General features: G+C 64.4%; 9 protein-coding genes and 2 pseudogenes. 4 read left to right on the forward strand and 7 right to left on the reverse strand.

The annotated features are described in order from the left end of the window. The 5 genes and pseudogenes from BP26_RS0110955 to BP26_RS30870 all read right to left on the reverse strand — a co-directional run. A pseudogene (locus tag BP26_RS0110955) lies at positions 1–215 on the reverse strand (IS110 family transposase); the annotation flags it as partial. 191 nt (positions 216–406) lie between these two features. Further along, positions 407–694 carry a DNA/RNA non-specific endonuclease gene (locus BP26_RS0110960; RefSeq protein WP_169740689.1) on the reverse strand — a complete coding sequence of 96 codons (288 nt, stop codon included), beginning with the start codon at positions 692–694 and terminating at the stop codon, positions 407–409. Between the two features lie 41 nt (positions 695–735). Next, positions 736–957, reverse strand: a complete 222-nt coding sequence (locus BP26_RS29445; RefSeq protein ID WP_157572482.1) for a hypothetical protein — start codon at positions 955–957, stop codon at positions 736–738. Beyond that, positions 947–1,186 (reverse strand): zincin-like metallopeptidase toxin domain-containing protein, encoded by a 240-nt coding sequence (locus BP26_RS0110965; RefSeq protein ID WP_029920626.1) that lies wholly within the window; start codon positions 1,184–1,186, stop codon positions 947–949. The genes BP26_RS29445 and BP26_RS0110965 overlap by 11 nt, the downstream gene beginning before the upstream one ends. 95 nt (positions 1,187–1,281) lie before the next feature. Further along, on the reverse strand, positions 1,282–17,085 hold the full coding sequence (locus BP26_RS30870; RefSeq protein ID WP_157572483.1) for a tandem-95 repeat protein: 15,804 nt from the start codon (positions 17,083–17,085) through the stop codon (positions 1,282–1,284). 274 nt (positions 17,086–17,359) lie between these two features. Here BP26_RS30870 and BP26_RS27560 point away from each other — a divergent pair, with 274 nt between their 5' ends. The 4 genes and pseudogenes from BP26_RS27560 to BP26_RS29455 all read left to right on the forward strand — a co-directional run bounded on the left by BP26_RS27560 (position 17,360) and on the right by BP26_RS29455 (position 22,117). Continuing rightward, positions 17,360–20,344, forward strand: a complete 2,985-nt coding sequence (locus tag BP26_RS27560) for a binary toxin-like calcium binding domain-containing protein (protein WP_051748849.1) — start codon at positions 17,360–17,362, stop codon at positions 20,342–20,344. A gap of 115 nt (positions 20,345–20,459) precedes the next feature. Beyond that, positions 20,460–20,642, forward strand: a pseudogene (locus BP26_RS28530) (EamA family transporter); the annotation flags it as partial. 114 nt (positions 20,643–20,756) lie between these two features. Beyond that, on the forward strand, positions 20,757–21,314 hold the full coding sequence (locus BP26_RS0110985; RefSeq protein WP_029920628.1) for a hypothetical protein: 558 nt from the start codon (positions 20,757–20,759) through the stop codon (positions 21,312–21,314). 284 nt (positions 21,315–21,598) lie between these two features. Then, positions 21,599–22,117: a hypothetical protein gene (locus BP26_RS29455; protein WP_157572484.1), complete on the forward strand. Its 519-nt coding sequence runs from the start codon at positions 21,599–21,601 to the stop codon at positions 22,115–22,117. Positions 22,118–22,383: 266 nt separating this feature from the next. On the opposite strand, the gene fadA is transcribed toward BP26_RS29455, so the two are convergent. Both fadA and fadB read right to left on the reverse strand, forming a co-directional pair. Continuing rightward, positions 22,384–23,544, reverse strand: coding sequence for an acetyl-CoA C-acyltransferase FadA (gene fadA / locus BP26_RS0110995; RefSeq protein ID WP_029920630.1), 1,161 nt, complete (start codon positions 23,542–23,544; stop codon positions 22,384–22,386). Between the two features lie 32 nt (positions 23,545–23,576). Beyond that, positions 23,577–25,727 (reverse strand): fatty acid oxidation complex subunit alpha FadB, encoded by a 2,151-nt coding sequence (gene fadB / locus BP26_RS0111000; RefSeq protein WP_029920631.1) that lies wholly within the window; start codon positions 25,725–25,727, stop codon positions 23,577–23,579. Positions 25,728–25,737 lie beyond the last annotated feature (10 nt).

Here is a 25,737-nt window from a genome sequence, read left to right on the forward strand (position 1 = left end):
ACCCGGTAACCCAGTTCGATCAGCTGCCGGCCCCAATGGTGGGCGCCGCCGCAAGCCTCCATCAAGACCTGGGCGCCTCGCGTCTGGCCGCGGAAAAAGACCAGGAACTGGTCCCGTTTGAGCGTCTTGCCGAACCGCTTTTCGCCTCGGGCATCAAAGCCGTGCACTTGGAACTTGTTCTTGGCCAAATCCACCGAGAAAACGGTAATCTCCATGTCGGACTCCTCTCTCTTCGTTAGCCGGAACCTCAGCAATTCCAGCTTGGCACTTAGATGCCGTTACTTAGAAGGGGGAGGAGTCCATACCCATCGGATGAAGCAACGATAAGCGACCGGGGACCGAGCACAATCATTTCCACCAATCGGAAAATTTCAGGATTTAATTGTGGTCTGTCCCTGAGGTATCCTTATTGGTCGATGTATCGAGCGTAGTCATTCTCGATAGTCTTAAAGGCCGACATGTTGAAGTTGCCGTCCTGCGGGAACAGGTTGATATCCCCCTGCTCCGGAAGGAAGCGGTATCCAACGATGTGGCCACCCTGGTCGGTAACCAACCCTGTTGCTGCAGCATTAGATTGGGCTTGCACTTCCGCAGAACTCCGAACGCCGCCGCTGAAATACTCTTGCAGGTTACCCGACGCGGAGAGGGTGTCGCCGTTGGCGTCTAACGTGTAGACCACGCTGTTGTTGCCCACACTGCGCGTAACCAGTGTAGGCGCACCACTGTTTGTCGCTACTACATATCCGGCAACAGTTCAGCTTTTCGACCAATTATTGACACCAGCACTCGTACTTCCGGAGGATCAACAACTACATTTGGATCCAATGCCTCGGGTACGGTGAGAATGACCACAAAGCCTTCCTCACCTTTCGGGAACACTTTTATTGGCTCGCAATACCCGATTCCCCTGCCGTCGAGGAACGTGCTTGCAACGCCGATTGCTTCTTTACTGTCCATTCGATTGCGCCTCAACGCGTAGCCGTTCAACGTAGTTTACCGAGAAGTCCTGTTCGGCAGGATTCAGCTGATCCCAAATCCTGTTCTGCTGAAGGCGCTCAAGTACGGAAGCTTCACGACCATACCGCCCAAGATCTCGATAGGCATCGTATCCGAGCTGCTGGAAATCAAGGTAATGGGAAAGCTCGTGCTTAACCTGTAGCGCAGTCGGATTTTCTGGCAGCTCCATTATTCCAGTACCGTCTGCACGGGCTAGGAATCGTGGATTCCCCTGTGTGCCATATACAGATATCCCGCGCTTTTCCAGATACGGCACAAGCTGTTTTAACTTATCCGCCGGATATAAATCCCCCCGAATGCAGGCCCAAGAGAGTCAGCTGCAACGTTGTTTGTCGCGGAAGCCCCAGTTCCAATGTTAGAAAGTGCACTGGTGGTTTCGCTCTTACCTAGCCGACTGATCAGTCCAGGAACTGACTTGACCCCCGCCACCCCCAAAGTAAGGAGTCCCTTCGCTCCTTCGGCAACAGCCTGTATGTCGAAAACGGTAGCGCCAAGCTGGCGATCGGGAGTATTGATGGCAACCCACGGATTTTGCGCGGCGTTATTGGCGGCATTCATCCCCGCCTGAATCGGATCAATATACCCCGGCAATTGATGGCCAGTGAGTCCCTTGTAAATGCCAGCTCCGCGCATCTCCATGGGATCGAATGCCGGACTGCTGCCCGCGGCAAATTGCTGAATCCCATTGAGCCCCTCGCCGACATAACCTACCGCAATCTGTGACGGATTGACCTGTATCGGCATCTTCTGCTGATCAACCTGCGAGAGCATATAAGTCAGCGTCTGAATCACCGACGCGTGATTGCCCTGCGCGAAGAAATTCCCAACGGCCTGGACTCCTGATGCCGCTTCGTTATAAATCGTGTGCCCAGCCTCACCAAACTCCCCATCTGAAAGCTGGTGCGCCAGCGTACTGAGGAAACCTCCTTTCGGTCCATTGACCGTCACCCCCGATGCGACCGGTGTCTGAGTATCATCGGGATGATCGACATACATTGTTCCACTACCGGCCGCCGGTGGCTGCGCCGTAAACGGCTCATTAGTTCCAACTCCTGCAGGGACCACCAAGTCAGATGGGACAGCGGGTGGATTGGAGCCAATATACGTTCCATAGGGATGGATATTGCCGTCGTCGCCAAGATAGTACTGAGCCGGACTCTGAGGTTGACCACCATTGCCGCCCGGCGAGCCATACGACACGCCATCCCAGCCGGCGATATAGCCATCGCCCGTTGACGACGAGCTCACAGCCGCGGCTCCGATGGTGTTTGTATCCCCCAGCCCCAAATCCACACTCGAATCGATCCCCTCCCCCGACGTAAAGTTGATACCGCTGTTCCCCCACATATCCTGCCCGGAGACCAGGGAGGGGAGCTTCTCGCCCGGCGTGGTCTGCTCTTCCTGCTGCGCCAGATTGCCGATCAGGTTGCGGAAGGCATCGACCGCGATGGCGGCGACGTTGATGTGGCCGTAGCCGTTGACGAGGACCTGCGTTTCGCTGCTGGCCACACCGCCGACGACGGAGCTGACCGTGCTCGCCGCAAGCCTACTGAAACCAGCGTATTTCTGGAGGTCGAAGCCCACGCCGCCGCTGACCCCGCCGCCGACCGCCGCCCCGGCCAGGCTGGCCCAGTCGAAGCTTTTCTGGTGGCCGATGGCGATGTCGCCCAGCTGCTGCACGGCGTTGCCAGTGATGCCGGCCGCTACGCCATAGCCGATGGAGCTGGTCGCGGTCCCTCCGCCAGCGCCGCCTACGGCGGCGGTGGCCGCTGCCGCGCCGGCGGCGATGGCGACTTCGCCGATGCTGAATTTGCCGTCACTGGCGTACTTGGAGCTGATCAGCGGGTCGCCGCCGGTGAGCGCCCAGGCGGAAAACAGTTTGCCGGTGCTGAGCTGGCCGTTGGCGGCCAGGTAGGTGTCCTGCTGGACGACGCTGCCGACGGCGGCGCCCAGGACGGGGTTCCAGGTGAAGAAGGTGACGATGGCGCCGACGATGGCGCCGACGATCATGGAGCCCTGGGTGCACTGCGGCTTAGGCGGCGGCACATAGTTCGGCTGGGCCCCGATATCCCCCAGGATCTTCTGCGGGTTGTACGGCGCACTGGTATTGGCGTTGTTGTGCAGGCTGCCGATCTGGTTGGGGATGGTCAGGCTTTGGCCAGTTACAAGATCGCCATTGCCGGTCAGCCCGTTGGCATCGGCGATCAGGTACCACAGGCTGGAATCGCCCCATACGGCGGTGGCGATGCTTTGTAATGAGTCGCCGGACTGGACCAGGTACTGGCCGGGGCCGGCGGTGGTCTGCTGGGTGGGGTCCGGGGCTCCGGCGGCGAAGGTTGCGTCGCTGAGCAGGGTCTGGCCCAGGGGGGTGTTGGGGGTTTCGCCGCGGTTGACGGCGGCATCCGTTGCGGTGGCGTCGGCCATGCCGGCGACGAGGTTGCCGGCGTTGCCGACGGCGGCGCCGTGGACGTAGTAGTAGCTCTGCTGGGCGTTCTGGCTGCCGTTGGCGTTGTACAAGGTCTGCTGCAGGATGTGGCCGCCGGCGTCGACGATGTAGCCGCGGGTGGGGGCGCTGCCGTAGTTGAGCTGGACCTGGGTCAGGTGGCCGTAGGCGTCGAAGGTTTCGGTGCTGTTGCCGGGGATGTAGCTGCCGGACGGCGGGACGTAGTTGGTGGTGGCGGTTTCGCTCTGCTGCTGGTAGCCGGCATAGCGGGCGTAGGTGAGCTGGTAGGTGTTGTCGTAGTTTTGCGGGGTGTTGTGCATCGTGTATTGGGTGGCGTTGCCGGCGCCGTCGTAGTAGCCGGTGTCGCTGGCGATGCTGGGGGTGTCGCTGTCGCTGGCGGTGCTGGAGGAGTAGCGGACGCGGGTTTGCAGGCTGAGATGGCCGAGGCCGTCGTCGGTGTATTGGTTTTCGGTGATGAGCTGGCCGTTGGCGTTGTAGAAGGATTTGGCGATGCGGCCGGTTTCGGGCTGGAGGCCTTGGTTAGCGTAGCTTTCGGCGCTGGTCTGGCGGCCGGCCTGGTCGTAGGTGTAGACGGTGTCGGGGGCGCCGCCATTGGGGGCGGTGTCGAGGTGGACGGCGACGAGGCGGCCGGCGGTGTCGTAGTCGTAGCTGGTGTAGCTCTGGGCGAAGGTGGTCATGCGCCGCTCGCCGCCCAGGTCGTAGGCGATGGCGGTGCCGGCGCTGCCGATGACGATCTGTCCGCTGACCAGGCTGCCCTGGGACAGGGTCAGGCGGTTCATACCGTCGTACTGGTACCAGTAGTCCAGGTGGGTGACGGTGCCGGTGTTGGCGGGCTGGGTGGGGTCGGCAAGGTCCTGGACGGCGGTGTGCTCGCGGTTGCCGACGGCGTCGTAGGCGTAGGCGATGTCGTAGCGGTCGTCGCGCACCTGGGAGACGCGGTCTTCGGCGTCGTAGCTGATGCGGGTGTCCTGCCAGGACTGGCCGGTGACGAGGTCGCTGTAGCGCTCGAGGATGTGGTTGCCGGCGGCGTCGTAGCGATAGAGGGTGAGGCGGGAGTCGGCGCCGCTGAAGTTTTCCTGCTCGCTCCTGAGCCAGCCGTTGGCGTAGTAGGCGTAGGTCAGGTCCTGGCCGCTGCCGGCGCGGTGGGACAGGCGGCCCCAGGCGTCGTACTGGTCGCTGACGCTGTGCCCGCCCAGGTCGGTGTGGGTCAGCTCGCGGCCGAAGTAGTCGTAGCTCCAGCTCTGGGTGTTGCCGTCGCCGTCGGTGGTGGACGTTTCGTGGCCTTCGGCGTCGTAGCTGAAGGTGGTCTTGTAAATGCTGGCGTAGTTGGTGCCGGCCAGGGGGGTCATGGAGGCGACGACCCGGCCCTGGGTGTCGTAGCGGTAGCGGGTGAGGTTGACGGCGTTGCCGCCGCTGTCGGTGATGCCGTCGCTGGCGCTGGTGCGGTTGCCGGCTTCGTCGTAGGTGAAGTACAGGACCGGGTCGACGTGGTTGCCGTTGATGTCGTAGACGTCCAGGGTTTCCTGGCGGATCAGGCGGTTGAGCTTGTCGTAGCCGTAGACGGTGATGTCGCCCCGCCCGTCTTCGTCGGCGATGCGCCGGCCCAGGGTGTCGTAGGTGTCGGTGACCACGCCGGCGTCGGGGTTGTAGGTTTGGACGAGGTTGCCGCCGGCATCGTACAGCTCGGTGACGGTGTGGCCGTCGGCGTCGGTGCTGCCGATCTGCAGGCCGCGGGCGTCGTAGTAGCTGGTGCTGGTGGGGCTGGCCAGGCTGCTGGCCCCGGTGAGGGGGTTGAGGACGTCGACCTGCGGCAGGGTCTGGACGGTCTGGTGGCTGAGGTAGTCGTAGCGGTAGGTGGTGGCCCAGGCGCTGTTGCGCGGGTCGGTGACGCTCAGGACGTTGCCCCAGCGGTCCAGGGTTTCAGTGCGGATGGGGGTGATGGTGATACCGGCCGCCGGGGCGGTGACGTTGCCGGGAGTGCCGGCGCTGACGGTGAAGGTGCCGGCGTAGGTGTTGAGGGCCTGGACGATGGCGCCATCGACAGTGCTGGCGGTGGGGGTGATGCCGGCGGCGCTCTGGGCGATGCTGAAGTTGTAGCTGATGGCCCCGCTGAGCGCGTGGCCGGCGGCGTCGGTCATGCCGATCTGCCAGACGTTGGTGCCGGCGGCGGTGAGCACCAGGGTGCCGCTCTGTGCGCTCGAAGTGTAGGTGACGGCGCCGCTGTTGAAGGTCTGGCCCATGCCGGGGAGAACGGTCAGCAGCAGGCGGTGATCGGCGGTGACGACGAGGCTGATGCCGCTGCCGTCGTTGGCGGTGGGGGCGTCCTGGGTGAATTGCGGATCGCTCTCCTGCACGGCCCGGCCAAGGGCGTCGTACGCAGTGTCGGTTTCGATGCGGCCGGTGATGGCCGTGACTTGCGAGGGCGCGCTCAGCAGGCCGGAGACGTAGGGCTGCGTGGGGTCGTAGGCCTGCCCGGCCGTGGTCTGGTAAGTCTGCTGGTTGGCAAGCTGCAACGGCACGACGATCCTGGCGGTGGTATCGCCTTGCAGATCGTAGCGGTAGACGGTGTCCACCCCGCCCTGGTCGGTCTGCCAGAGGTGGCCGCCATCGTCGTAGTAATACACCTCGCGGTAGGTGCCGAGCACGGTCCCCGCGGCGGCGCGGCTGTCTCCGGAGACGAAGGTGCCGGTGGAGGTATAGACGGCTTCGACGGTGTCCTTGCCGGTCTGCTCGCCGAAGGTGTTGAAGGCGGACTGGGTCTTGTCGAAGGCGTAGTTGGTGTTCAGCGCGCTGCGCGTGACGATATCGGTTTCGGTCTGGCGGCCGTTGCGGTCGTAGGCGTAGAGCGTGACCTGCTGCAGAGCGGGGCCGAGCACGTCGGTCTGGGTACGCCAGGTGCGCGCCAAGTTGCCGAATTTGTCGTAGGAATTCTGCTGCTGCTTGCCGGCGGCATCCCAACTGGAGATGACGCGGCCGAGCAGGTCGTAGGCGCTGTAGCTGGTCTGGTCGTTGGCGGCGTCCGGCGCGGCGATGGTGACCGTGCTGCCGCTGATGGCGCCGCCGTTGGCGTAGCTGGTGCTGCTGACCTGGTGGCCGAGCAGATCGTAGGCGTAGGTGGTCAGGGGTGAGTCGAGGCTCGTGACGCCGGTGGCCTGGATGTAGGGCGTGCCGCCATTGGCGGGATAGACACGCAGCTGGCCGGAGAGGGTGCCGTCCGCCGGGCCGCCGGGCAGCACCACGGCATGGCCGGCGGAATCGGTGGCGGTGAGCTTGTAGTTGTAGCTGCCGGCGGCCAGGGTGTGTGAATCCACCTGCCAGAAGTTGCCGGCCTTGACGGCGGCGGGAAGCGACTGCCAGGTGGTGGAGCCCGTTGCCTGGTATTGGAACTGCAAGGATGCGACGTTCGAGGGGATGCTGCCGATCTCGATCATCGAGGAAGGCTTGCTGCTGTCGTACACGGTGACCAGGGTGGTGCCGACGTACTTCTGCACGGTGATGCTGTCCACCGACATGACGTAGCTATAGTGGCCGTCGATTGCCGGCGGCGAGATGGAGATGCCGTCGTCGCCGACCGCCGCGGCCAGGGTGTTCGTCTCGGTGACAGTCTTGGTGTCGTATGCAACGTCCCCCCTGAGCCAGTACTGCTTCTCGTAGGTGACGCTGACCACCACGTTGCCGGTGCCCCAGTTGTCGAGCGAATCCCACTGCACGTCGAGGCGGGTGGCGTTGCCGGAGACGATGTCGTCGAGAGAATACTGCATGCCCACCGAGCGCATGGTGACGGCGGAGTCCGGGCCGACGCTGGCTCGGGTGGGCGCCGACACGGCGACGACATGGCCAAGCGCATCGTAGGTGGTACGCGTGATGGCGCCGCTGGGATCGGTGACGGCGACGATGTTGCCGACGCCGTCGTACTGGGTGATCTGGGAGAGGTTGCCGGTGGTGTTGGCGACCGCAGTGCCGTTGAGCTGGGCGTACTGCACGCCGACCGAGGTCTTGACGGTCTGGCGATCGAGCTGGTCGTACTGGTAAGCCGTTTCGCGGTCGTAACCGGCAGCATTGTTGGCCGAGACCGGTGTTGTTACCGGCGTCAGGGCGGTGAAGTTGGCGACGCCTCCGGTCACAGTAACGGTCTGCGCTCTGGCGTACTGGATGGTGTCGGTGAGCCTGCTGAAAGAATCGTAGGTGTTACGGGTGTAGTAGCCCAGGGCATCAAGACTATCGGTCTGCCGGCCGGCCTTGTCGTAGCCGTAATAGGCGGTGGCCCAGTCCGCCGGATAGGACTGGACATTGGGCTGGGTGCCCGTGGGTTGAGGCTTGATCAGGGTGCTTTGCGAGAGCAAGTCACCGAAGGCGTCATAGGTATAGAGCGTGGTCGGGCTGGCTTTCGCCAAGCCTTGTGCCAGGTCGTCCAGGGCGTTGCCGCCGACCACGGGGACGTAGTAGTCCACAGCCGGCTGGGTGACCTGGATCTTGCGATCGAGAGCATCGTAAGCGGTAGTGATGGTGCGGGCATTGGCACTGCTCAGAATGCCGACAAGCGCCTTGGCCTTGGCCAGGGCGGCGGCGGCGTTGGCAGCGCTGGGGGTGGTGCGCAGAGTGGCTTCCAGGGTAGCGAGGCTGCTGCCGCCGCCGGTGGTGGTGTTGGTCTGGTCGATGAAAGATGCGTAACGGGTGACACCAGTCTGGTTGCCGAAGGCGTCATAGCTGTAGGCGGTGACGCCGCGCTCAGCATCTATGTCGTAGGCCAGCTGGCCGAGGACGTTGTATATCTTGTAACTGAAGTTGCCGGTAACACCTGTGCCGGCGGCATCTTCGCCGACGATGGCGTTGCCCTGGGCGTCGTAGAACGTCGTGCTGGAAAGCGCGAGCATTGTTTCCGTGCGCGCGGCGCCGTAATGCCCGCTAGCATCGCTGGCGGCGCTGTAGACACCGACAACGGGCTGAGTGGTCTGTATTTGCCTGCCGAGTGCGTCGTAGTTGTAGGTGATGGTGTCGGGATAGGTATTGGTGGCGTCCTTCAGAACGGTGAAGGTGTAGGTGCCGGTGCCGACGGCGCTGCCCTTGGACTGGCTGGTGATATTACCCAGGGCATCGTAGGTGTATTGGGTCGCTTCACGGCGTCCACCGCCGTCCACGGTGATGCCCGGCGTGGCGCCAGTGGCAAGGGTGTAGGTGGTGACCAGGGGGTCGACTTCGAGCGCCAGACGCCCGGCGCCGTCGTAGGCGTAGTTCCAGGTGTAGCCGTTCTGGTTGGTGTAGCTCAGTTTGTTGCCCAGGCCATCGTAGGTGTATGACTGGGTGTAACCGGCGGCGTCGACTACGCTGCCGAGGCGGCCCGCATTGTCGTAGTTGTCATGGGTGTGCTCGTCCCCGGCGGCGTTGAGGTTGCCGGCGACGAGGGTGGCCATGGCGGCTTCGGTGGGCGCCGCGGCGTTCACGGTCATGGCGTTGGCATACCGATAGGTATCGGTGACGCGGCCGTCGGCGTCGTAGCGGGTTTCGCTGACGGCGGCCTTGTACTGGGCGCCGGCAAGGCCGAGGACTTGCAGGGTGTAGCGCTGGCGGCCGGAATTGTCGTAGGCGTAGTAGGTGATGCGGTCGTGGGCGCTGTCGGCGAAGCCGGCGGCGGCCACGGCGGTATCGAGCGCGACCTTGGTGTAGCTGGCGGTGGTGACGGTGGTGCGGGTGGCGTAGGCGGTGACGCTGACGAGGTTGCCGGCGGCGTCGTAACCGTTCTTGGTGACGGCGCCGGAGGCATCGACGGTATAGATGACACGGCCGGCGAGGTCGTAGGCGGTGCCGCTATGCTGATCCGCCGCGTTGGCAGTCAATCCGGTAGGCGCGGTGGGCGCAGCGGTCAGGCTGGTGACGGCGATGCGGTTGGCATAACGCACCGTATCGGTAAGCCGCCCGGCGGCGTCATAGGCATAGCCGGTGACCTCCCCCAGCCCGTCGATGCTGTAGCTCAGATGCCCGGCGGCGTCGTAGATATTCCAGCTGATACGGTCGGCCGTGGTGCTGGGGCTGGCCGGCAGCAGGGCCTTGATGCCGGCGGCGGTGGGCGGGTCGGCGAGGCTTGCGGTGTTGATGGCGGCGGCGTACTGCACGCTGCGGGTGATGCGCCCTTCCCCGTCGTAGTCGCTCTGGCTGACCCCGCCCAGGGGGTCGACGGCGTAGATCTGCCGGTTGTCGGCGTCGTAGCCGTAGCGCCAGAGGTTGCCGTTGGCGTCGGTCTTCTTGACCAGGTTGCCGGCCTTGTCGTAGGCGTAGGCGGTGGTGAGGTTGAGCTTGCCGCTGCCGTAATCGACGATCTGGCTGGTCCGCCGCCCGAGCTTGTCGTAGGCGTATTGGGTGGTGCGGGTGACGGTGCCGGGGGCGGCGCTGTAGGTCCATACGCCGGTGGTGGCGTTGTAGCTGCCCTGCTGGCCTTCGACCTGGGTCAGGGTGTCGCCCAGGGCGTCGTAGGTGTAGGTGGTGGCCAGCTTCAATCCGGCGGTGTCGATGATGACGGCGGTGCTGCGGCCGAGGTTGTCGAAGACGGTCTGGGTGATGACGCCGCTGGGGTCGGTGACCTGGTAGGCCTGGCCGAAGGCGTTGTAGGCGTACTGGGTGACGAGGTTGAGGCCGCTGGGGTCGACGCTGCGGCTGAGGACGCGGTTGGCGGCGTCGTAGCTGTAGCGGGTGACGGTGCCGTTGGCGTCGGTGCTGGTGCTCAGCAGGTCGGCGCCGTCGTAGGTGCTGCTGCTGAGGTTGTTGTCGCCGTCCTTGGTGGAGAGGAGGTTGCCGTCGGCGTCGTAGGTGTAGGTGGTGGTGGAGACGGTGACGCCGGCCTTGGCGACGCTGATCTGGATGGTCTGGCCGTGGCGGTTGTGGAGGGTGGTGATGACGTCGCCGCTGGGGTCGGTGACGGTCTGGGTTTGGGTGGTGTCGGTGTAGGCGTAGGTGGTGGTGGCGCCGGTGCGGTCGGTGAGGCTGAGGACGCGGCCAAAGGCGTCGTAGGTGGTGACGGTGGTTTTGAGCAGGGGGTCGGTGACGGTGACGACGCGGCCGAGGCTGTCGTTGTAGGTGTACTGGGTTTTCTGGTTGAGGCCGGTGGGGTCCAGGGTGGTGCTCAGGACACGGCCGAAGGCGTCGTAGGTGGTGGCGGTGACGATGGCCAGGCCGCCGCTGTCCCGGGTGGTCTGGGTGAGCTGGCCGTCCTTGTCGTAGGTGTACAGGTCGGAGCGGACGGCGGCGCCGTGGCTGGCGCCGGTGTCGACGCTTTGGCTCTGCAGGTCGCCGAAGGCGTTGTAGACCTCGGCGGTGGCGACGGTGAGGCCGCCGTTGTCCTGGATGGTCTGGGTGAGCAGGCCGCGGTTGTCGCCGTAGGTGTAGGCGGTGGTGCGGTTGAGGGGGTTGGTCTGGAAGCCGGTGGCGGCGATGGCGGTGGTGAAGGCGCTGTCGGCGGCGAGCAGGCCGCCGGTGAGGCCGGTGGTGCTGATGCGGGCGGCGTATCGGGTGGTTTTGACGGTGTCGCCGAAGGCGTCGTACTGGTTGCCGCTGACGTCGCCGGCGCTGTCGACGGTGTAGAGGAGATTGCCGTCGGTGTCGTAGTAGTACCAGGTGGTGGCGGCCAGGCCGTTGCCGTTGACGGGTTCGACGCGTTTGATGAGGCGGCCGGCGGCGTCGTAGGTGTTGCTGGTGCCGTCGGCGGCGAGGATGGCGGGCTGGTTGGCGGGGGTGGCGGCGGCGTAGGCGGTGCTGCCGACGCCCAGCAGGGTGGCGGTGAGGCGGCCGAGGTCGTCGTAGAAGTAGCTGGTGGTGCGTTTGTCGGCGCGGCCCAGGCCGTCGTTCTGGCTGGTGCCGGTGCCGGCGACGGCGGCGATGCTTTCGGCGATGAGGTAGCCGCGGCTGTCGTAGGTGTAGGTGGTGGTGGTGCCTTCGGGGTCGGTCTGGCTGGTGAGGCGGTTGAGGGCGTCGTACTGGTAGGTGATGAGCCGGTCTTTGCCGGGGACGCTGGCGGCGGTGGTGAGCTGGGCCAGGGTCTGGGTGGTGTAGTTGACGGCGGTGGCGTAGGCGGTCTGGGTGAGGAGGTTGCCGGCGGCGTCGTAGGTGTTGGCCGTCAGGTAGCCGTTGGCGTCGAGGCTGGCCAGGACGCGGCCTTCGCCGTCGTAGAAGGTGGTGCCGGTGTGGTCGCCGGCGATGTGGCCGGGGGCGCTGGTGTTGGTGGCCTGGGCGCGCAGCTGGGCCAGGGTGCCGCTGGCGAGCAGGGCGCTGTCGGTGATGGGGGTGGCGTAGGCGATGCTGCGGCTGATTTCGCCGCCGGCGTCGTAGACGGTTTCGCTGAGGTTTCCATTCGGGTCGAGGACGCCGGTGAGGTCGTTGTCGCCGTCGTAGAAGTAGCGGGTGGTGCGGTCGTTGGCCGTGGCGGTGACGGTGATGTTTGCGGCGTTGCCGTCGGCCGGGGCGCTGCTCAGGACGGTGGCGTAGTCGGTCTGGCTGGTCTTGCGGTCGGCGCCGTCGTACTGGTACCCCGTCACGCTGTAGTGGGTGCTGTCGGAGCCGGCGATGGTGTAGGCCAGGCGGCCCGCAGCGTCGTACTCGTAGTAGGTGGTCCGGTCAGATGTACCGGGCACCACCAGGGATTGTGCCGTGACCAGCGATTGGGGCGACGATTGGGAGTGGGCTGCAGCTGATCCACCGCCAACGACGACATTGGTGCCGGCCGGATCGAACTGGATCAGTACCGTAGTCACATTGGAATACAGAGTACCGTCGTATACCTTGTAGGAAAACGAGGTATCCACCGCCTTCCCGGGTCCGCGGACCCAGGTGAACGACCCGTTGCTGTTGAAAGTCAAGGTTCCGGCATCGACGTCGGATACCAGTACCGCCGTGAGAGGATCGTGGTCGCTATCGGTATCGTTGGCCAGCACGCCGGGCGCCGCAGAGCCGAATGTCCTGGAGCCAGTGTAATAGGAATCGTCGTTGGCGACCGGGGCATGGTCGACATGGGCGACGGACAAGGAGACGGTGGCGATGTTGGAGGTGAGCGTTCCGTCGCTGACCTGGTAGGTGAACGAGTCGCTGCCGTAATAGCCCGCGGTCGGCACGTAGGTGAAGGAGCCGTCGGCATGCAGGGTGACGGTGCCGTGGGCGGCGTTGGTGACCAGCTGCGCGGTCAGCGAGGGGCCGTCGACGTCGGTGTCGTTGGCGAGCACGCCGGCGGCGGCGATGGTGAAGGTGGTGTCCTGGTTGCCGGAGTAGCTGTCGTTGACCGCGACCGGCGCGTCATCAACCGCGGCGATATTGAGGGTGACGGTGGCGACGTTGGAGTAGGCACTGCCATCGCTGACCTTGTAGGTAAAGCTGTCGGTACCGTTGTAATTGACGCTGGGGACGTAGGTGAACGAGCCGTTGGCGTTGAGGGTGACGGTGCCGTGGGCGGCATTGGTGACCAGCACCGCCGTGAGGCTGCCGCTGTCGATATCGCTGTCGTTGGCCAGCACGCCGGCGGCGGCGATGCTGAGCGTCGTATCTTCGCTCCCGCTGTAGCTGTCGTTGACGGCCACGGGGGGATCGTTGACCGCGGCGACGGTGAGGCTGACGGTGGCGACGTTGGAGTAGAGACTGCCGTCACTGGTCTTGTAGGTGAAGCTGTCGCTGCCGTTGTAGTTGGCGTTGGGGACGTAGGTGAAGGAGCCGTTGGCGTTGAGGGTGACGGTGCCATGGGCGGCGTTGGTGACGAGGACGGCGCTGAGGCTGCTGCTGTCGATGTCGCTGTCGTTGGCGAGCACGCCGGCGGCGGCGACGGTCAGCGTGGTGTCCTCGGTACCGCTGTAGCTGTCGTTGACCGCCACGGGGGGATCGTTGACGGCGCCGATGGTCAGGGTGACGGTGGCGACGTTGGAGTAGAGGCTGCCGTCGCTGACCTTGTAGGTGAAACTGTCTGTGCCGTTGTAGTTGGCGGCCGGCACGTAGGTGAAGGAGCCGTTGGCGTTGAGGGTGACGGTGCCATGGGCGGCATTGGTGACCAGGACGGCGGTCAGGCTGCCGCTGTCGATATCGGTGTCATTGGTGAGGACGCCGGCGGCGGCGACGGTGAGGGTGGTGTCCTCGGTGCCGCTGTAGCTGTCGTTCACCGCCACGGGAGCGTCGTTGACGGCGGCGATGGTCAGGGTGACGGTGGCGGTGCCGGAGGTGACGCTGCCGTTGTAGGCCTTGTAGGTGAAGGAATCGGTGCCGTTGTAGTTGGCGTTCGGGATATAGGTGAAGGAGCCGTCGGCATTGAGGGTGACGGTGCCGTGGGCGGCGTTGGTGACCAGCTGGGCAGTGATGGCGAGGCCGGCCGGGTCGGAGTCGTTAGCGAGGACGCCAGCGGCCGCTACGGTGAGCGTAGTGTCCTCGGTGGCGCTGTAGCTGTCGTTGGCCGCGACCGGGGGGACGTTGGTGGCCAGGACGTTGAGGGTGACGGTGACGACGTTTGAATACAGGCTGCCGTCACTGGCCTTGTAAGTGAAGGAGTCGGTGCCGAGGTAGTCGGCGTTGGGAGTATAGGTAAAGGAGCCGTTGGTATTGAGCGCCACGGTGCCATGTGTGGCATTGGTGACCAGGACCGCGGTGAGATTGGCGCTGTCGATATCCGTGTCGTTGGCCAGGACCCCTGAAGCGGCGACGGTCAGGGCCTGGTTCTTGGCGGCGTTGTAGCTGTCGCCGACGGCGACGGGCGCGTCATCGACAGCGGCGAGCGTGAGGGTGACGGTGGCGGTGCCGGAGGTGTTGATACCGTCGGTGACCCTGTAGGTGAAGCTGTCGGTGCCGTTGTAGTTGGCACTGGGCGTGTAGACGAAGGAGCCGTCGGCGGCGAGGTTCAGGGTGCCGTGGGCCGGACCGGTGACGAGCTGGGCGACCATGGAGGGGCCGTCGCTGTCGCTGTCGTTGGCCAGGACGCCGGTGGCGGCGGTGGTGCTGAGCGTGGTGTCTTCGGTGCCGGCGTAGCTGTCGTTGGCCGCTACCGGGGCCTTGTCGGCGCGGATGACGGCGGTGGCGAGGTTGCTGAGGTTGGTGCCGTCGGTGGCGCTGATGTCGATGGCGCGGTCGCCGGCGGTAAACGTGGCCAGGGCGTTCTTGTAGGTGAGGGTGCGCAGGACGGCCTGGTAGTGGGCGACGGTGTCGGCACCGCTCAGGGTGATCTGGCCGGTGGCGCTGTTGTAGGCGCTGGCGATGATGCTGGTGCCGGTGGTGGTGACGGCCAGCGTTTCGTTGGCGCCGTCCGGCCGGTTGGTGAGGGTGATGGTGACGGTCGTGACGGTGCTGTCGGCGTCGGTCAGGGTGAGACCACTGCCAACGGCGGTTATGGTGGCGCCGCCGGTGGTGTAGAGGGCTTCGTACTGGTGGCCGGGGATGGGGGTGTTGGTGGGGTCCAGGTCCAGCGCCGGCCCAGCCGCGGCGCGGGTGCCGCCGCGCAGGGTGACGAGGTCGGTGGGGACGGGATTGCCGCTGGCATCGACCAGGGTGGCGGTGTTGACCAGGCCGGCATACTGGATCTTGCGGATGACCTGGTTGTCGTTGTTGTAGACCAGTTCGGTCAGGGTGCCCTGCGGGCTGACGGTGGCGACCTGGCGGCCGCGACTGTCGTAAATGTAATAGGTCCGCGGGACGGCGGTGTTGGTCCGGGGCTGGAGGGTCTGCTCGGACTGGGCGGTGATGCGGCCGTCGGCGTCGTACCAATAGTAGGTGGTGCCTTCGTTGGGAACGGTGGTGCTGCCCTTGGCGACGCTGATGAGTTCGCCGGTGTTGTCGTAGACGGCGGTGGTGAGCAGGCCGCCGGGGGCGGTGGTGGTGATGGTGTTGCCAGCGTCGTTGTAGGCGATGCTGGTGGCGCGCCCTGCCCCGTCGGTGGTGGCGGTGAGGCGGCCGAGGCCGTCGTAGACGTAGCTGGTGACGTAGGGCTGGCCGGCGGTGGTGCTGCTGCCGCGCGGGTCGACGCTGATGAGCAGGCGGCCGTTGGCGTCGTAGATGTATTTGCGCACGCTGGCGACGCCGCCGCCGGTGCCGTCGGTGTTGGTGGCGCTGTAGCTGGTGACGGTCTTGATCTGGCCGGTGAGGTCGTAACTGCTGTCGGTACGCTGGCTCAGGCCCAGCCCCAGGCCGCTCATCCAGCTGGCGACGGCGGTGGCCGCCGGCACGGTGGTGCCGGCGGCATAGAAACCACCCAGGTAGAGGATGCTGCTGGTGCGTTCGCCCTTGGCGTCGTACAGGTACTGGGTGACGCGCCCTTCCGGGCTGATGGTGTAAAGCAGGTTTTCCTTGCCGTCGGCGCTGTAGACGTAGCGGGTGGTCAGGGCGCCGCTGGGGGCGCTCAAGCTGGCGACGGTGTAGCGGGTTTCGGTGAGCAGGCGGTCCTGGCTGTCGTAGGTGCGGTCGACGGTGTCGCCCAGGGCGTCCTGGCTGCGGGTGAGGTTGCCGTGGCTGTCGTAGGTGTAGTTGACGATGCGGCCTTCGCCGTCAGTGACCCGGGTGATGTTGCCGCTGGGGTCATAGACGTACTGCAGGTTGGCGGCGGTACCGTTGACCGGGGGCAGGTCGACACGGGTCAGGCGGTTGGCGGAGTCGTAGGTGTAGGCGGTGACGTTGCCGGCCGGGTCGGTCACCAGGGTCTTGCGATTGGTGGTGTCGTAGTGGAATTCGGTGGTGCGGTTGAGGCCATCGGTGAGGGTCCAGACGCGGTATTGGCCGCCGATCTGGATGTACTGGATCTTGAGGCTGCCGCCGCCGGTCTGGCTGATCTGGCTGACGCGGGTGCTGTTGCCGTCGTAGGCGTAGGCGGTGGTGAAGGTGTTGTTGTCGGCAATGCTGTTGTCGGCGGGGGTGAGGTCGACGGTGACGGAGGACAGGCGGCCCTGGCCGTCGTAGGTGTAGCGGACGCGGGTGATGTCCTGGTAGTCGGCGGCGGTCTGGGTGGTAACACCGGGTTTGAGCTCATGCAGGCGGATGTCGGCGAGCTTGTTGCCGGTGTAGTCCAGGTAGGCGACCTGGCCGCTCTGGTCGGTGATGGCGGTGATGTAGTGGGCGGCGTTGTAGATATAGCTGAGGGTGTTGCCGTTCTGGTCGCTTTGGGACTGGATGAGGCCGCTGGCGGGGTCGTAGAGCTCGGTGAGGCCGGTGCCGCCCTGCGTGTACTGGTATTTGCCGGCGTTGGGGCCGCTGGCGAGCAGGGTGATGGTGTCGTTGGCGCCGGAGCCTTCGGTGCCGATCCAGGCGGTGCCGTTGTAGGTGAAGGTGGCGACATGGCCGTCCCCGCTGGTGCGGGTGATGGGCCCGTGGGTGGTGCCGATCTGGGACAGGTCCAGGCTGCGGTAGGCGCTGATGCGCCAGCCGTCGTTGTTGTCACCGTCAGTGGCGCCGAGGCTGTTGTAGGTCCGCAGGAGGGTATCGTCCAGCCCGATCCCGCCGAGGAATTCGTCCTGGTCCTGGATCACCAGGTCGCCGGTGGCGGCGTTGACCGAGGCCAGGTCCGTGCCCCGCCCCACCGCGCCGCCGCCCGCAGAGCCGTAGCCGTTGAGCTGCGTCAGGCTGCTGTCCAGCAAACCAAGACCGTTTCCTACGAAAATCGATGTCATGCGGCGCCTCTTTAAGATGTTCCGTCTGGTCGAGGCCCGAATCAATTCGCGCGATGTGCTTCCGGCACTACCTCCCCTAATCTCTTTAATCCGCGGATTCGGGAAAAAAGTTTAGGGGTCTTCACATGGGGGTTCCCCACGGTGGCGAGTGCTGGCAATGCGCATTGCAAACGGGTACTTTCTCCCGTCGCAGGGGCGAGAGCACATTCCAGGGGATTTTCAAGATATGCCGATTTTTTCGTCGAAATGGGGCGCGCGGGCATGCGGGAGCAGCATGATCCTGGCTTGCCTGCTCCTGCTGGCAGGCTGCGGCGGGGGCGGCGGCAGCGGCCAGGGCGGCGGGGGCGGCCCGACGGTGCTCGACGACAGTTATGCGGTGCTGGGCCCGATTTCCGGTGCAACGGTCAAAATCTACGACCTGACCGGCAAGCAGCTTCTGGCCGGTACGACGATGACGTATGACGAGGCGCGCGACACGGTGTTGTCGGGAACAACGCGGGTGCTGCGCAGCTATGCGGACGGCCGCGCCGTGGGCAAGATCCAGATCAAGGCGGACGCTTCGGTACAGATTTCCAGCGACGCGCTGTATATCGCGGAGGTCAACGGCGGAGTGGATTGCGATCCCAACGACGACGGGGTGATCGACAGTACGGAGGGCGCCGCGGGGCCGAAATTCCTGGGCAATTTCCGTGCGGTGATCCCTGGCGACGCGCTGCTGGCGGGCAAGGTGCGGGTGAATGTGCTGACGGAGATGGCATTCGCCGGCGTTGCGGGCTCCGCCGTGAAGGATACGATCGAAACCAGGCTGAACCGGCTGGCGGCCTTCGTCTTCAAGGACGGCGCGGCGGGAGACCTGAACGGCGACGGCAAGGTGGATTACCGCGATTTCCTGGCCTACGATCCTTCGGACATGACCGGTGCCGGCAGCGCGACGCCGGTTCGCGCCGCCGATGCGCATTTGCGGATCGCGCCCCTGCTGCTGCAGATCCTGGCGCTGAAGAATGGGCAGGGCAACAGCTACCTGGACCGCCTGCGCCTGGGTGGCGGCCGCGCAACGACCGAGGATTTCATGACGGCGCAGTTCGGCGACGCAAACCGTGACGGGCTGGTGAACGTCTTCGAGGATCCGACGACGAACGATACCGACGGGGACGGCAAGGTGGACGCCTCCGATTCGGATATGGATGGAGACGGCATTCCCAACGATATCGAGCTGAAGCTGGGGCTGAATCCCTGGATCGTGGACTCGAACGGCAACGGCACGGCCGATGGCGCGGAGGACAGCGACGGCGACGGCCTGAGCAATGCCGATGAACTCACCAAGTACAAGACCGACCCGACCAACCCGGACAGCGACGGCGACGGCATCAAGGACGGAGACGAGGTGAAGTACGGGCTGGACCCGCTCGATCCCTCGGACGCCACCAAGGACGCCGACAGCGACGGCCTGAGCAATGTCGACGAGATCAACAAGTACAAAACCGATCCGACCAAGCCGGATACCGAAGGCGACGGCCTGACCGACGGAGATGAGGTGAATGTCTTCAAGACCGATCCGCTGAAGGTGGACAGCGACGGCGACGGCCTGAACGACGGGGAAGAGGTGAACGTCTACGGCACCAACCCGGCCAAGGCGGACACCGACGGGGACGGCATCAGCGACGGCGACGAGGTGAAGGGCTTCAAGCTCTACGACGGGGTCACCGTGGTCCACACCGACCCGCTGAATGTGGATACGGACGGGGATGGGATCAACGACGGGCTGGAAAAGCAGGTGCAGGACCAGTTCGCCAAGTATCTCCACCCGGACAACGCCAAGGCCTGCCTGACCGGCCCGCTCAATCCCAATAGCCCCGGCACCCGGCCGAACCTGGGCGGATTGAAATTCCTGGATACGACCTTGACGGAAGCCGCACTGGAGACGGACCCGGACGGCGACGGCAAGGCGACCATCGAGGAAATCTGCATGGGAACGAATCCGAACGCCAAGGCGGATACGTTCCAGTACGTTTATGAAACGGCCGCCGGTGGAACGAAGCCGGAGTTCACGGCGATGCAGGCGGCGGGCTTCGTGTATGTGCCTGGCGGCTGGGATGTGGACGGGGACGGCACCAATGAAACCGGGTTCTTCATCGCCGCCTATGATGCGAAGGACTCCGCGGTGCCGGTGAGCGGCACCCGCAATGTCACCGACCTGCTGCAGGGTGCGCAGGTGTACAACGCCACCAAGAAGACTTATTCGGACCGGCTTTGCGACACCGCGACCGCGCCCAAGGACAGCGATACCAGCGACGCCAAGGGCACCTGCCGCGGCAATCAGTATGGCGCCTCCGGGCAGGCCAGCATCGACGGCAAGACGGTGCATCGCGCGGTATTCACCACCGCCGGCGTGCCTTATACGGGATTGTCCTGGCTGGAAGCGCGTGCGGCGCTGTTGGAATCGCCGGTGGATGCCGCAGCGGCCACGGGCGGCCCCTACCCGATCGACCTGCCTTCGGAAACGCAGTGGATGCAGCTGGTGCAGACGGCGGTCAACAATCCGCTGAACTGGACCTCGAGCAAGCTCGCCACTGGCAGCCTGTTCCGGGGGCATTCCGACGGCACGCCGCCGATGCCGCTGGCCATCGGCGACGAGTCCAACCTGTACTCCGATACCGGCAACGACGCTACCAACGGCGCCGACCAGGGCCGCTACTTCGTCATTGCCAACGGCGTCGTCACCCGCGACTTCACCCTGCCCCTGGGCTACTCGGTGAAGGTGTGGGACTTGGCCGGCAACGCGCCGCAGTGGTCACGCGGCGTGGTGGGCTCCGTCGCCACCACCAGCACCACGGGTACGCGCAATGGCGGTGACCGCTTCGCGGACGGGTTGAACGAGCTGTTCGACTACGACGGCACCAATCTTTCCGGACTCAAGGGAACCATCACCGCGATGCCTGACTGGCTCAAGCCGGTGATCCCCAACACAGCGCCGCCCACCGCCACCTCGGGCAAGACCACGATCCTGACCCGCATCCTGGGCGCCGGCGTCTACAACGACGGCTCACCCAACAGCGACACCAACGGCGACAGCATCAGCGACGGCTCGAACGCCACGTTCGACGTCGGCTATGGACAGAACGGGTATGTCGACCACTACTCGGCGGTCTTGCGGGGCGCTTCTTATTCGGCGGCTTCCAATTCCGGCGTTGCGGGGATGGATTTGCAGAATGGGGTGAGCAGGCAGGTGGGGTTTGTGGGGTTCAGGGGGGCGCGGTAAGGGAGCAGGATCTCCTGCCCCCTCATTCGGCCGATAGGTGCGGAATAGGATTATTACGCCCAATAGTCGTACTTCATACACCCTATTTTTCTGATTATCGTGGTCTGTTCCTGAAGCGTGTGGCATCGTGATCTGGACGATGCAGTCGGGCGCGATGGGTGCGGTACCGGCCTTGCGCGAGACGAGCGTGGTGTTCGCGGTGCTGATCGGGCGCTTGTTCCTGAAGGAAGCGGTCAGTAGAAAGCGCTGGCTCGCCTCCCTGGTCGTCGCAGCCGGGGCGGTTTGTCTGGGGGTTTGACTCGGAGGAAAACGTAATCCGCCCCCTATTGTTTACGTGTAACCTGTCCCGCTGAGACTTGCATCGACCGCCCTACAGTCGCCGCCGAAACTCGGCGTGAGCATAGAGTAGCTAATGGTGGAGAAGCTTCCCATTTCATTGTTCATGGCCGCATCGCTCATCACCTTCAGCTCCTGGTTCTATCTTGTGGCGGAGATGATCGGAATGTGGCGCTTTTGGCCTTGGGCTTACCGGACGGGACTGAAGGTGTTTGAAGAGAGCGTGCAACAGCCGCTCCGGCATCCATTACTTCGTGCAATAGATCTTGAAGCTGTGAAGGCGCGGATGATCTCGCCCGACGAAGTGCTGTTTAGGGCGCCAGCTCCCATATTCGGCTTTCGAATCAATACGCCATTCCCCATCAAAGGGACTCTGCTTTGGTCAGACTCAACGGCCATCAGGGTAATCGGCAGACTTCCGATTGGCTCGGTAGCGTTCCTGGGAGCCTGGTTGGTCGGCTGGAGTACTGCTGGATTTTTCCCCAAGAAGGATGATCTTGATCCTGTTTCATTCGTTCTATTCGGCTGGGCCATCGCGGGCGTTATGGTTGCAGTATCCCTTCCGCTGGAATTGCACCGGATAAGAAAAGCGAAAGAGGCCTTGGTTGCTTATTTGCAAGGCGCCCGACAATAAGCACCAACCGACACCGCTCGGCGCCGCGGCCGAGCAATGCTGAGTGCTGTCCAACAGGCGACTCTTACATTGCGCAGCTTCGCCTCGATGGTAGCCATTTGCGTCGGGTATCGATACGTTATTCTTGCGGGGACCTTTCCTTTCCCTAAAGCGCGATTATCGACACTCGGATGATCGATCAAATAGCATACGGACTCTATGTCGCAGCGCACTGGGAATGGTGACTTCCCTCAGTCCTGCTGTTCCTGCTCCTCGTGTGGCTTTTGTCTCGCCTGCCACGCAAGGTGCAGATTCTGAATCTTGTCGCCGGTCTGGCGGCACTGGCTGCATTCAGCCAGTCCGCAAGACTACCTCGCGCAGTCATCGCGGGGCTTGGGCGTCCAGGATCGGCGCCCCTTATCGGGCTCAAATCATCATCACCCGATCAATACGACATCGTCATTCAGGGACAGGACAGCAGCACTCATGTCGTGTTGTTCGATCTCCATCACAACGACACGCACTGGGACCCCCTTTCGCCCTACACCATGCTCGCTTTCGAAGCCGGCGACCAATTCAACGTCCGGTATCTCGGCGCCGCTCCTGAGCACTTCGTCATTATTCTCCACGACGACAGCCCGTGGGCGCATCGTGTGGGATGCATCAACCTGGCCGCAAAAATCAGGGATGAGAGTGATGCCTATCAACATGGCATCGCACATTCTGCTTCCGCCTCAACAACCGCGGCAAACAAGAGCATCTATGATCGAGATCAGCGTCTCTATCAGGCGTGCAAGGGTCTATCGACCAAAGACGGGACTTGATGCTCAACGCTTGCAGGGCGCAATAAGCCTGTCCCGAGTGCGTTGCGAAGCAACGTGTATCGAGGGGCGAAGCGCATTGCGCCGGATTGGCGCCCCTTCATACGGCGCAATGCGCTTCGCTTATTGCGCCCAATTCCAGCGACGACCACCGACATACATCAATCCAGACATCACAAAAATAAAAAAGCCGGAGCAGAAGCTCCGGCTTTTTTGTGAGGCGCTGGACCCCGGCTTGCGCCGGGGTGACAGCGGACTTCGAACGGGCTTTAGTGCACCCGCTCCAGAACGGTAGCGACGCCCTGCCCCATGCCGATGCACATGGTGGCGAGGCCGAACTGCGCGTCCTTCTGGTTGAGGATGTGCGCCAGGGCGCCGGTGATGCGCGCGCCGGAGCAGCCCAGCGGATGGCCCAGGGCGATGGCGCCGCCCTTGATGTTGATGTGATCCATGCGGTCGAGCAGCTTCATCTCGGTCAGCACCGCCAGGGACTGCGCGGCGAAGGCTTCGTTCAGCTCGAAGTAGTTGATGTCTTTCAGGGTCAGGCCGGCGCGCTCCAGCGCCTTCTTGCTGGCGGGCACCGGGCCGCGGCCCATGGTGCTGGGGTCGCAGCCGGCGGAGGCCATCGAGCGGATCTTGGCCAGCGGCTTGAGGCCGAGGGCCTTGGCCTTTTCGGCGGACATGACCAGCACGGCGGAAGCGCCGTCGGACAGCGCGGAGCTGTTGCCGGCGGTGACCGAACCCTTGGGGTTGAACACCGGCTTGAGCTTGGACAGGCCGTCGAAGCTGGCGTCGGTGCGCACCACTTCGTCGAAGTCGATCAGGGCCGGCAGGCCGTCGGCGTCATGACCGGCGAGCGGGATCAGCTCGTCCTTGAAGGCGCCGTCCTTGCGCGCCTGGGTGGCGCGCTGGTGCGAGGCCAGGGCGAACTCGTCCTGGGCCTTGCGCGAGATCTGGAAGGTGGTGGCCAGCATCTCGGCGGTGAGGCCCATCATCGCCGCCGCCTTGGCGGTGTTGAGGGACAGCTCCGGGTTGCCGTCGAAGTTGTAGTCCATGGGCACGTGGCCCATGTGCTCGACGCCGCCGCAGATGTAGAGGTCGCCGATGCCGGAGTTGATGGCGCCGACGGCGGCATGGATGGCGGTCATCGACGAACCGCACAGGCGGTTCACGGTCTGGCCGGAGACTTCGTGCGGCAGGCCGGCCAGCAGGGAGACCTGGCGGGCGATGTTGAAGCCCTGCTCCAGGGTCTGCTGCACGCAGCCCCAGATCACGTCTTCGATATCCTTGGGGCTGACCGCTGCGTTGCGCGCCAGCAGGGCCTTGATCAGTTCGGCGGAGAGGTTCTCCGCGCGCACGTTGCGGAACACGCCGGCCTTGGAACGGCCCATCGGGGTACGCACCGCATCAACGATTACGACTTCAGTCATGTGAATCTCCAAAACGAAATTGGTGGCGGGGCTTACTTGGTGTAGTAAGTAGCGCCCTTGGCGGCCATTTCCTTCATGCGGGCGGTCGGCTCGTACAGCTTGCCGAGGCTCTTGTACTTCTCGCACTTCTCGACCAGCTTGGCCAGGCCGATGATGTCGGCGTACTTCAGCGCGCCGCCCAGGTGCGGCGGGAAACCGATACCGAGGATCAGGCCCATGTCGGCCTCGTTGGCGGTGTCGACGATGTTTTCCTCGAGGCAGCGCGCGGTCTCGATGACCATCGGGATCATCAGGCGGTCGATGATCTCCTCATCGCTGAAGTCCTTGGTGCCGTTGGGCTGCACAGCGGCGATCAGCTTGTAGCTGTCGTCGGTCATGACCTTCTTCGGCTTGCCCTTGGGATCGGTCTCGTACTTGTAGAAGCCGATGCCGTTCTTCTGGCCGAAGCGCTTGTTTTCGTACATGACGTCGAGCGCGGTCTTGAAGTCGCGGCCCATGCGGTCCGGGTAGCCTTCCGCCAGCACGTCGCCGACGTGGTGCGAGGTGTCGATGCCGACCACGTCCTGCAGGTAGGCGGGGCCCATGGGCCAGCCGAAGGACTCGGCCACCTTGTCGATCTTGACGAAGTCGCCGCCGTCGCGGATCAGGCCGGACCAGCCGCCGAAGTACGGGAACAGGATGCGGTTGACCAGGAAGCCGGGGCAGTTGTTGACCACGATCGGCGTCTTGCCCATGGCGGTGGCGTAGCCGACGATGGTGGCGACGGCCTCGGGGCTGGTCTTGGCGCCCTTGATCACTTCGACCAGGGGCATCTTGTGCACCGGGTTGAAGAAGTGCATGCCGAGGAAGTTCTCGGGGCGCTTGAGGCCGCTGGCCAGGTCGTCGATGGAGATGGAGGAAGTGTTGGAGGCGATCACCGCATCCGGGCGCGCCACCGCTTCCACTTCGGCCAGCACGGCCTTCTTGACCTTGGGGTTCTCGACCACGGCCTCGACCACGACGTCGACATGGCCGAAGTCGCCGTAGTTCAGGGTGGGACGGATCTCGGCCAGCATGGCGCCGGCTTTCTCCGGCTTGAGCTTGCCGCGGGTGACCTGGGCGGAGAGCAGCTTGTTGGCTTCCGACATGCCCAGGTCCAGCGCCTTGTCGGCGATGTCCTTCATGATGATCGGGGTGCCCTTGCTGGCCGACTGGTAGGCGATGCCGCCGCCCATGATGCCGGCGCCGAGCACCGCGGCCTGCTTCACCGGGCGCGCGATCTTGGCGTACTGCTTGCCTTTCTTCTTGATCAGCTGGTCGTTGAGGAACAGGCCGATGAGCGAGTCGGCGGCCTGGGTCTTGGCGATCTTGGCGAAGGCCTGGGCCTCGATCAGCAGCGCGTCGTCGCGCTTCTTGCCGGCGGCCTTCTGAATGGCGGTGATGGCGGCGACCGGGGCCGGGAAATGCTTGCCGGCCTTGGCGCCGACGAAGCCGATGGAGGTGGTGAACACCATCATCGATTCGATCATCGGCAGGTGCAGCGGGCCGGTCTTCTGGGCGCGGCGCTTCTTCCAGTCATAGGCGCCGGCCTGGGCCAGGGCGATCATGCGCAGGGCGGCGTCCTTCAACTTCTCCGGGGCGACCACGGCATCGACGGCGTGCACTTTCAGCGCGGCGTCCGGCTTCTGCGGGGTACCGCCGGCGATCCACTCGATGGCGTTGTCGGCGCCGATCAGGCGCGGCAGGCGCACGGTGCCGCCGAAGCCCGGGAAGATGCCGAGCTTGGTTTCGGGCAGGCCGACCTGGGCTTTGGTGGACATCACGCGGTAGTCGGTGGACAGGGCCATTTCGAAGCCGCCGCCCAGGGCCATGCCGTTGACGGCGGTGACGGTGGGGAACGGCAGGTCTTCGACCGAGCTGAACACCTTGTTGGCTTCGACCGACCACTTGACGATCTCTTCTTCCGGCTGCTGGAAGCTCTTGCCGAATTCGGTGATGTCGGCGCCGACGATGAAGGTGTCCTTGCCGCTGGTGATGACCAGGCCCTTGATGCCGCTGTCGGCCGTGACGGCGGCGACCGCTTCACGCAGTTCGTTGACGGTACGGGCGTCGAACTTGTTGACCGAATCGGTCTTGCTGTCGAAGCACAGCTCGGCGATATCGCCGTCGAGCTTGCGCACCTGAATGGATTGGCCTTGATACATGGGCTTCTTT

Origin of the sequence: Nevskia soli DSM 19509 (assembly GCF_000711955.1) — a bacterium.
GTDB classification, from domain to species: Bacteria; Pseudomonadota; Gammaproteobacteria; order Nevskiales; family Nevskiaceae; genus Nevskia; species Nevskia soli.

Coding starts and splice junctions, on each gene's coding strand:
- BP26_RS27560 (WP_051748849.1), top strand. CDS start 17,360: ATGATCCTGGCTTGCCTGCTCCTGCTGGCAGGCTGCGGCGGGGGCGGC.
- BP26_RS0110985 (WP_029920628.1), top strand. CDS start 20,757: ATGGTGGAGAAGCTTCCCATTTCATTGTTCATGGCCGCATCGCTCATC.
- BP26_RS29445 (WP_157572482.1), bottom strand. CDS start 957: ATGGACAGTAAAGAAGCAATCGGCGTTGCAAGCACGTTCCTCGACGGC.
- fadA (WP_029920630.1), bottom strand. CDS start 23,544: ATGACTGAAGTCGTAATCGTTGATGCGGTGCGTACCCCGATGGGCCGT.
- BP26_RS0110965 (WP_029920626.1), bottom strand. CDS start 1,186: ATGGAGCTGCCAGAAAATCCGACTGCGCTACAGGTTAAGCACGAGCTT.
- BP26_RS30870 (WP_157572483.1), bottom strand. CDS start 17,085: ATGACATCGATTTTCGTAGGAAACGGTCTTGGTTTGCTGGACAGCAGC.
- fadB (WP_029920631.1), bottom strand. CDS start 25,727: ATGTATCAAGGCCAATCCATTCAGGTGCGCAAGCTCGACGGCGATATC.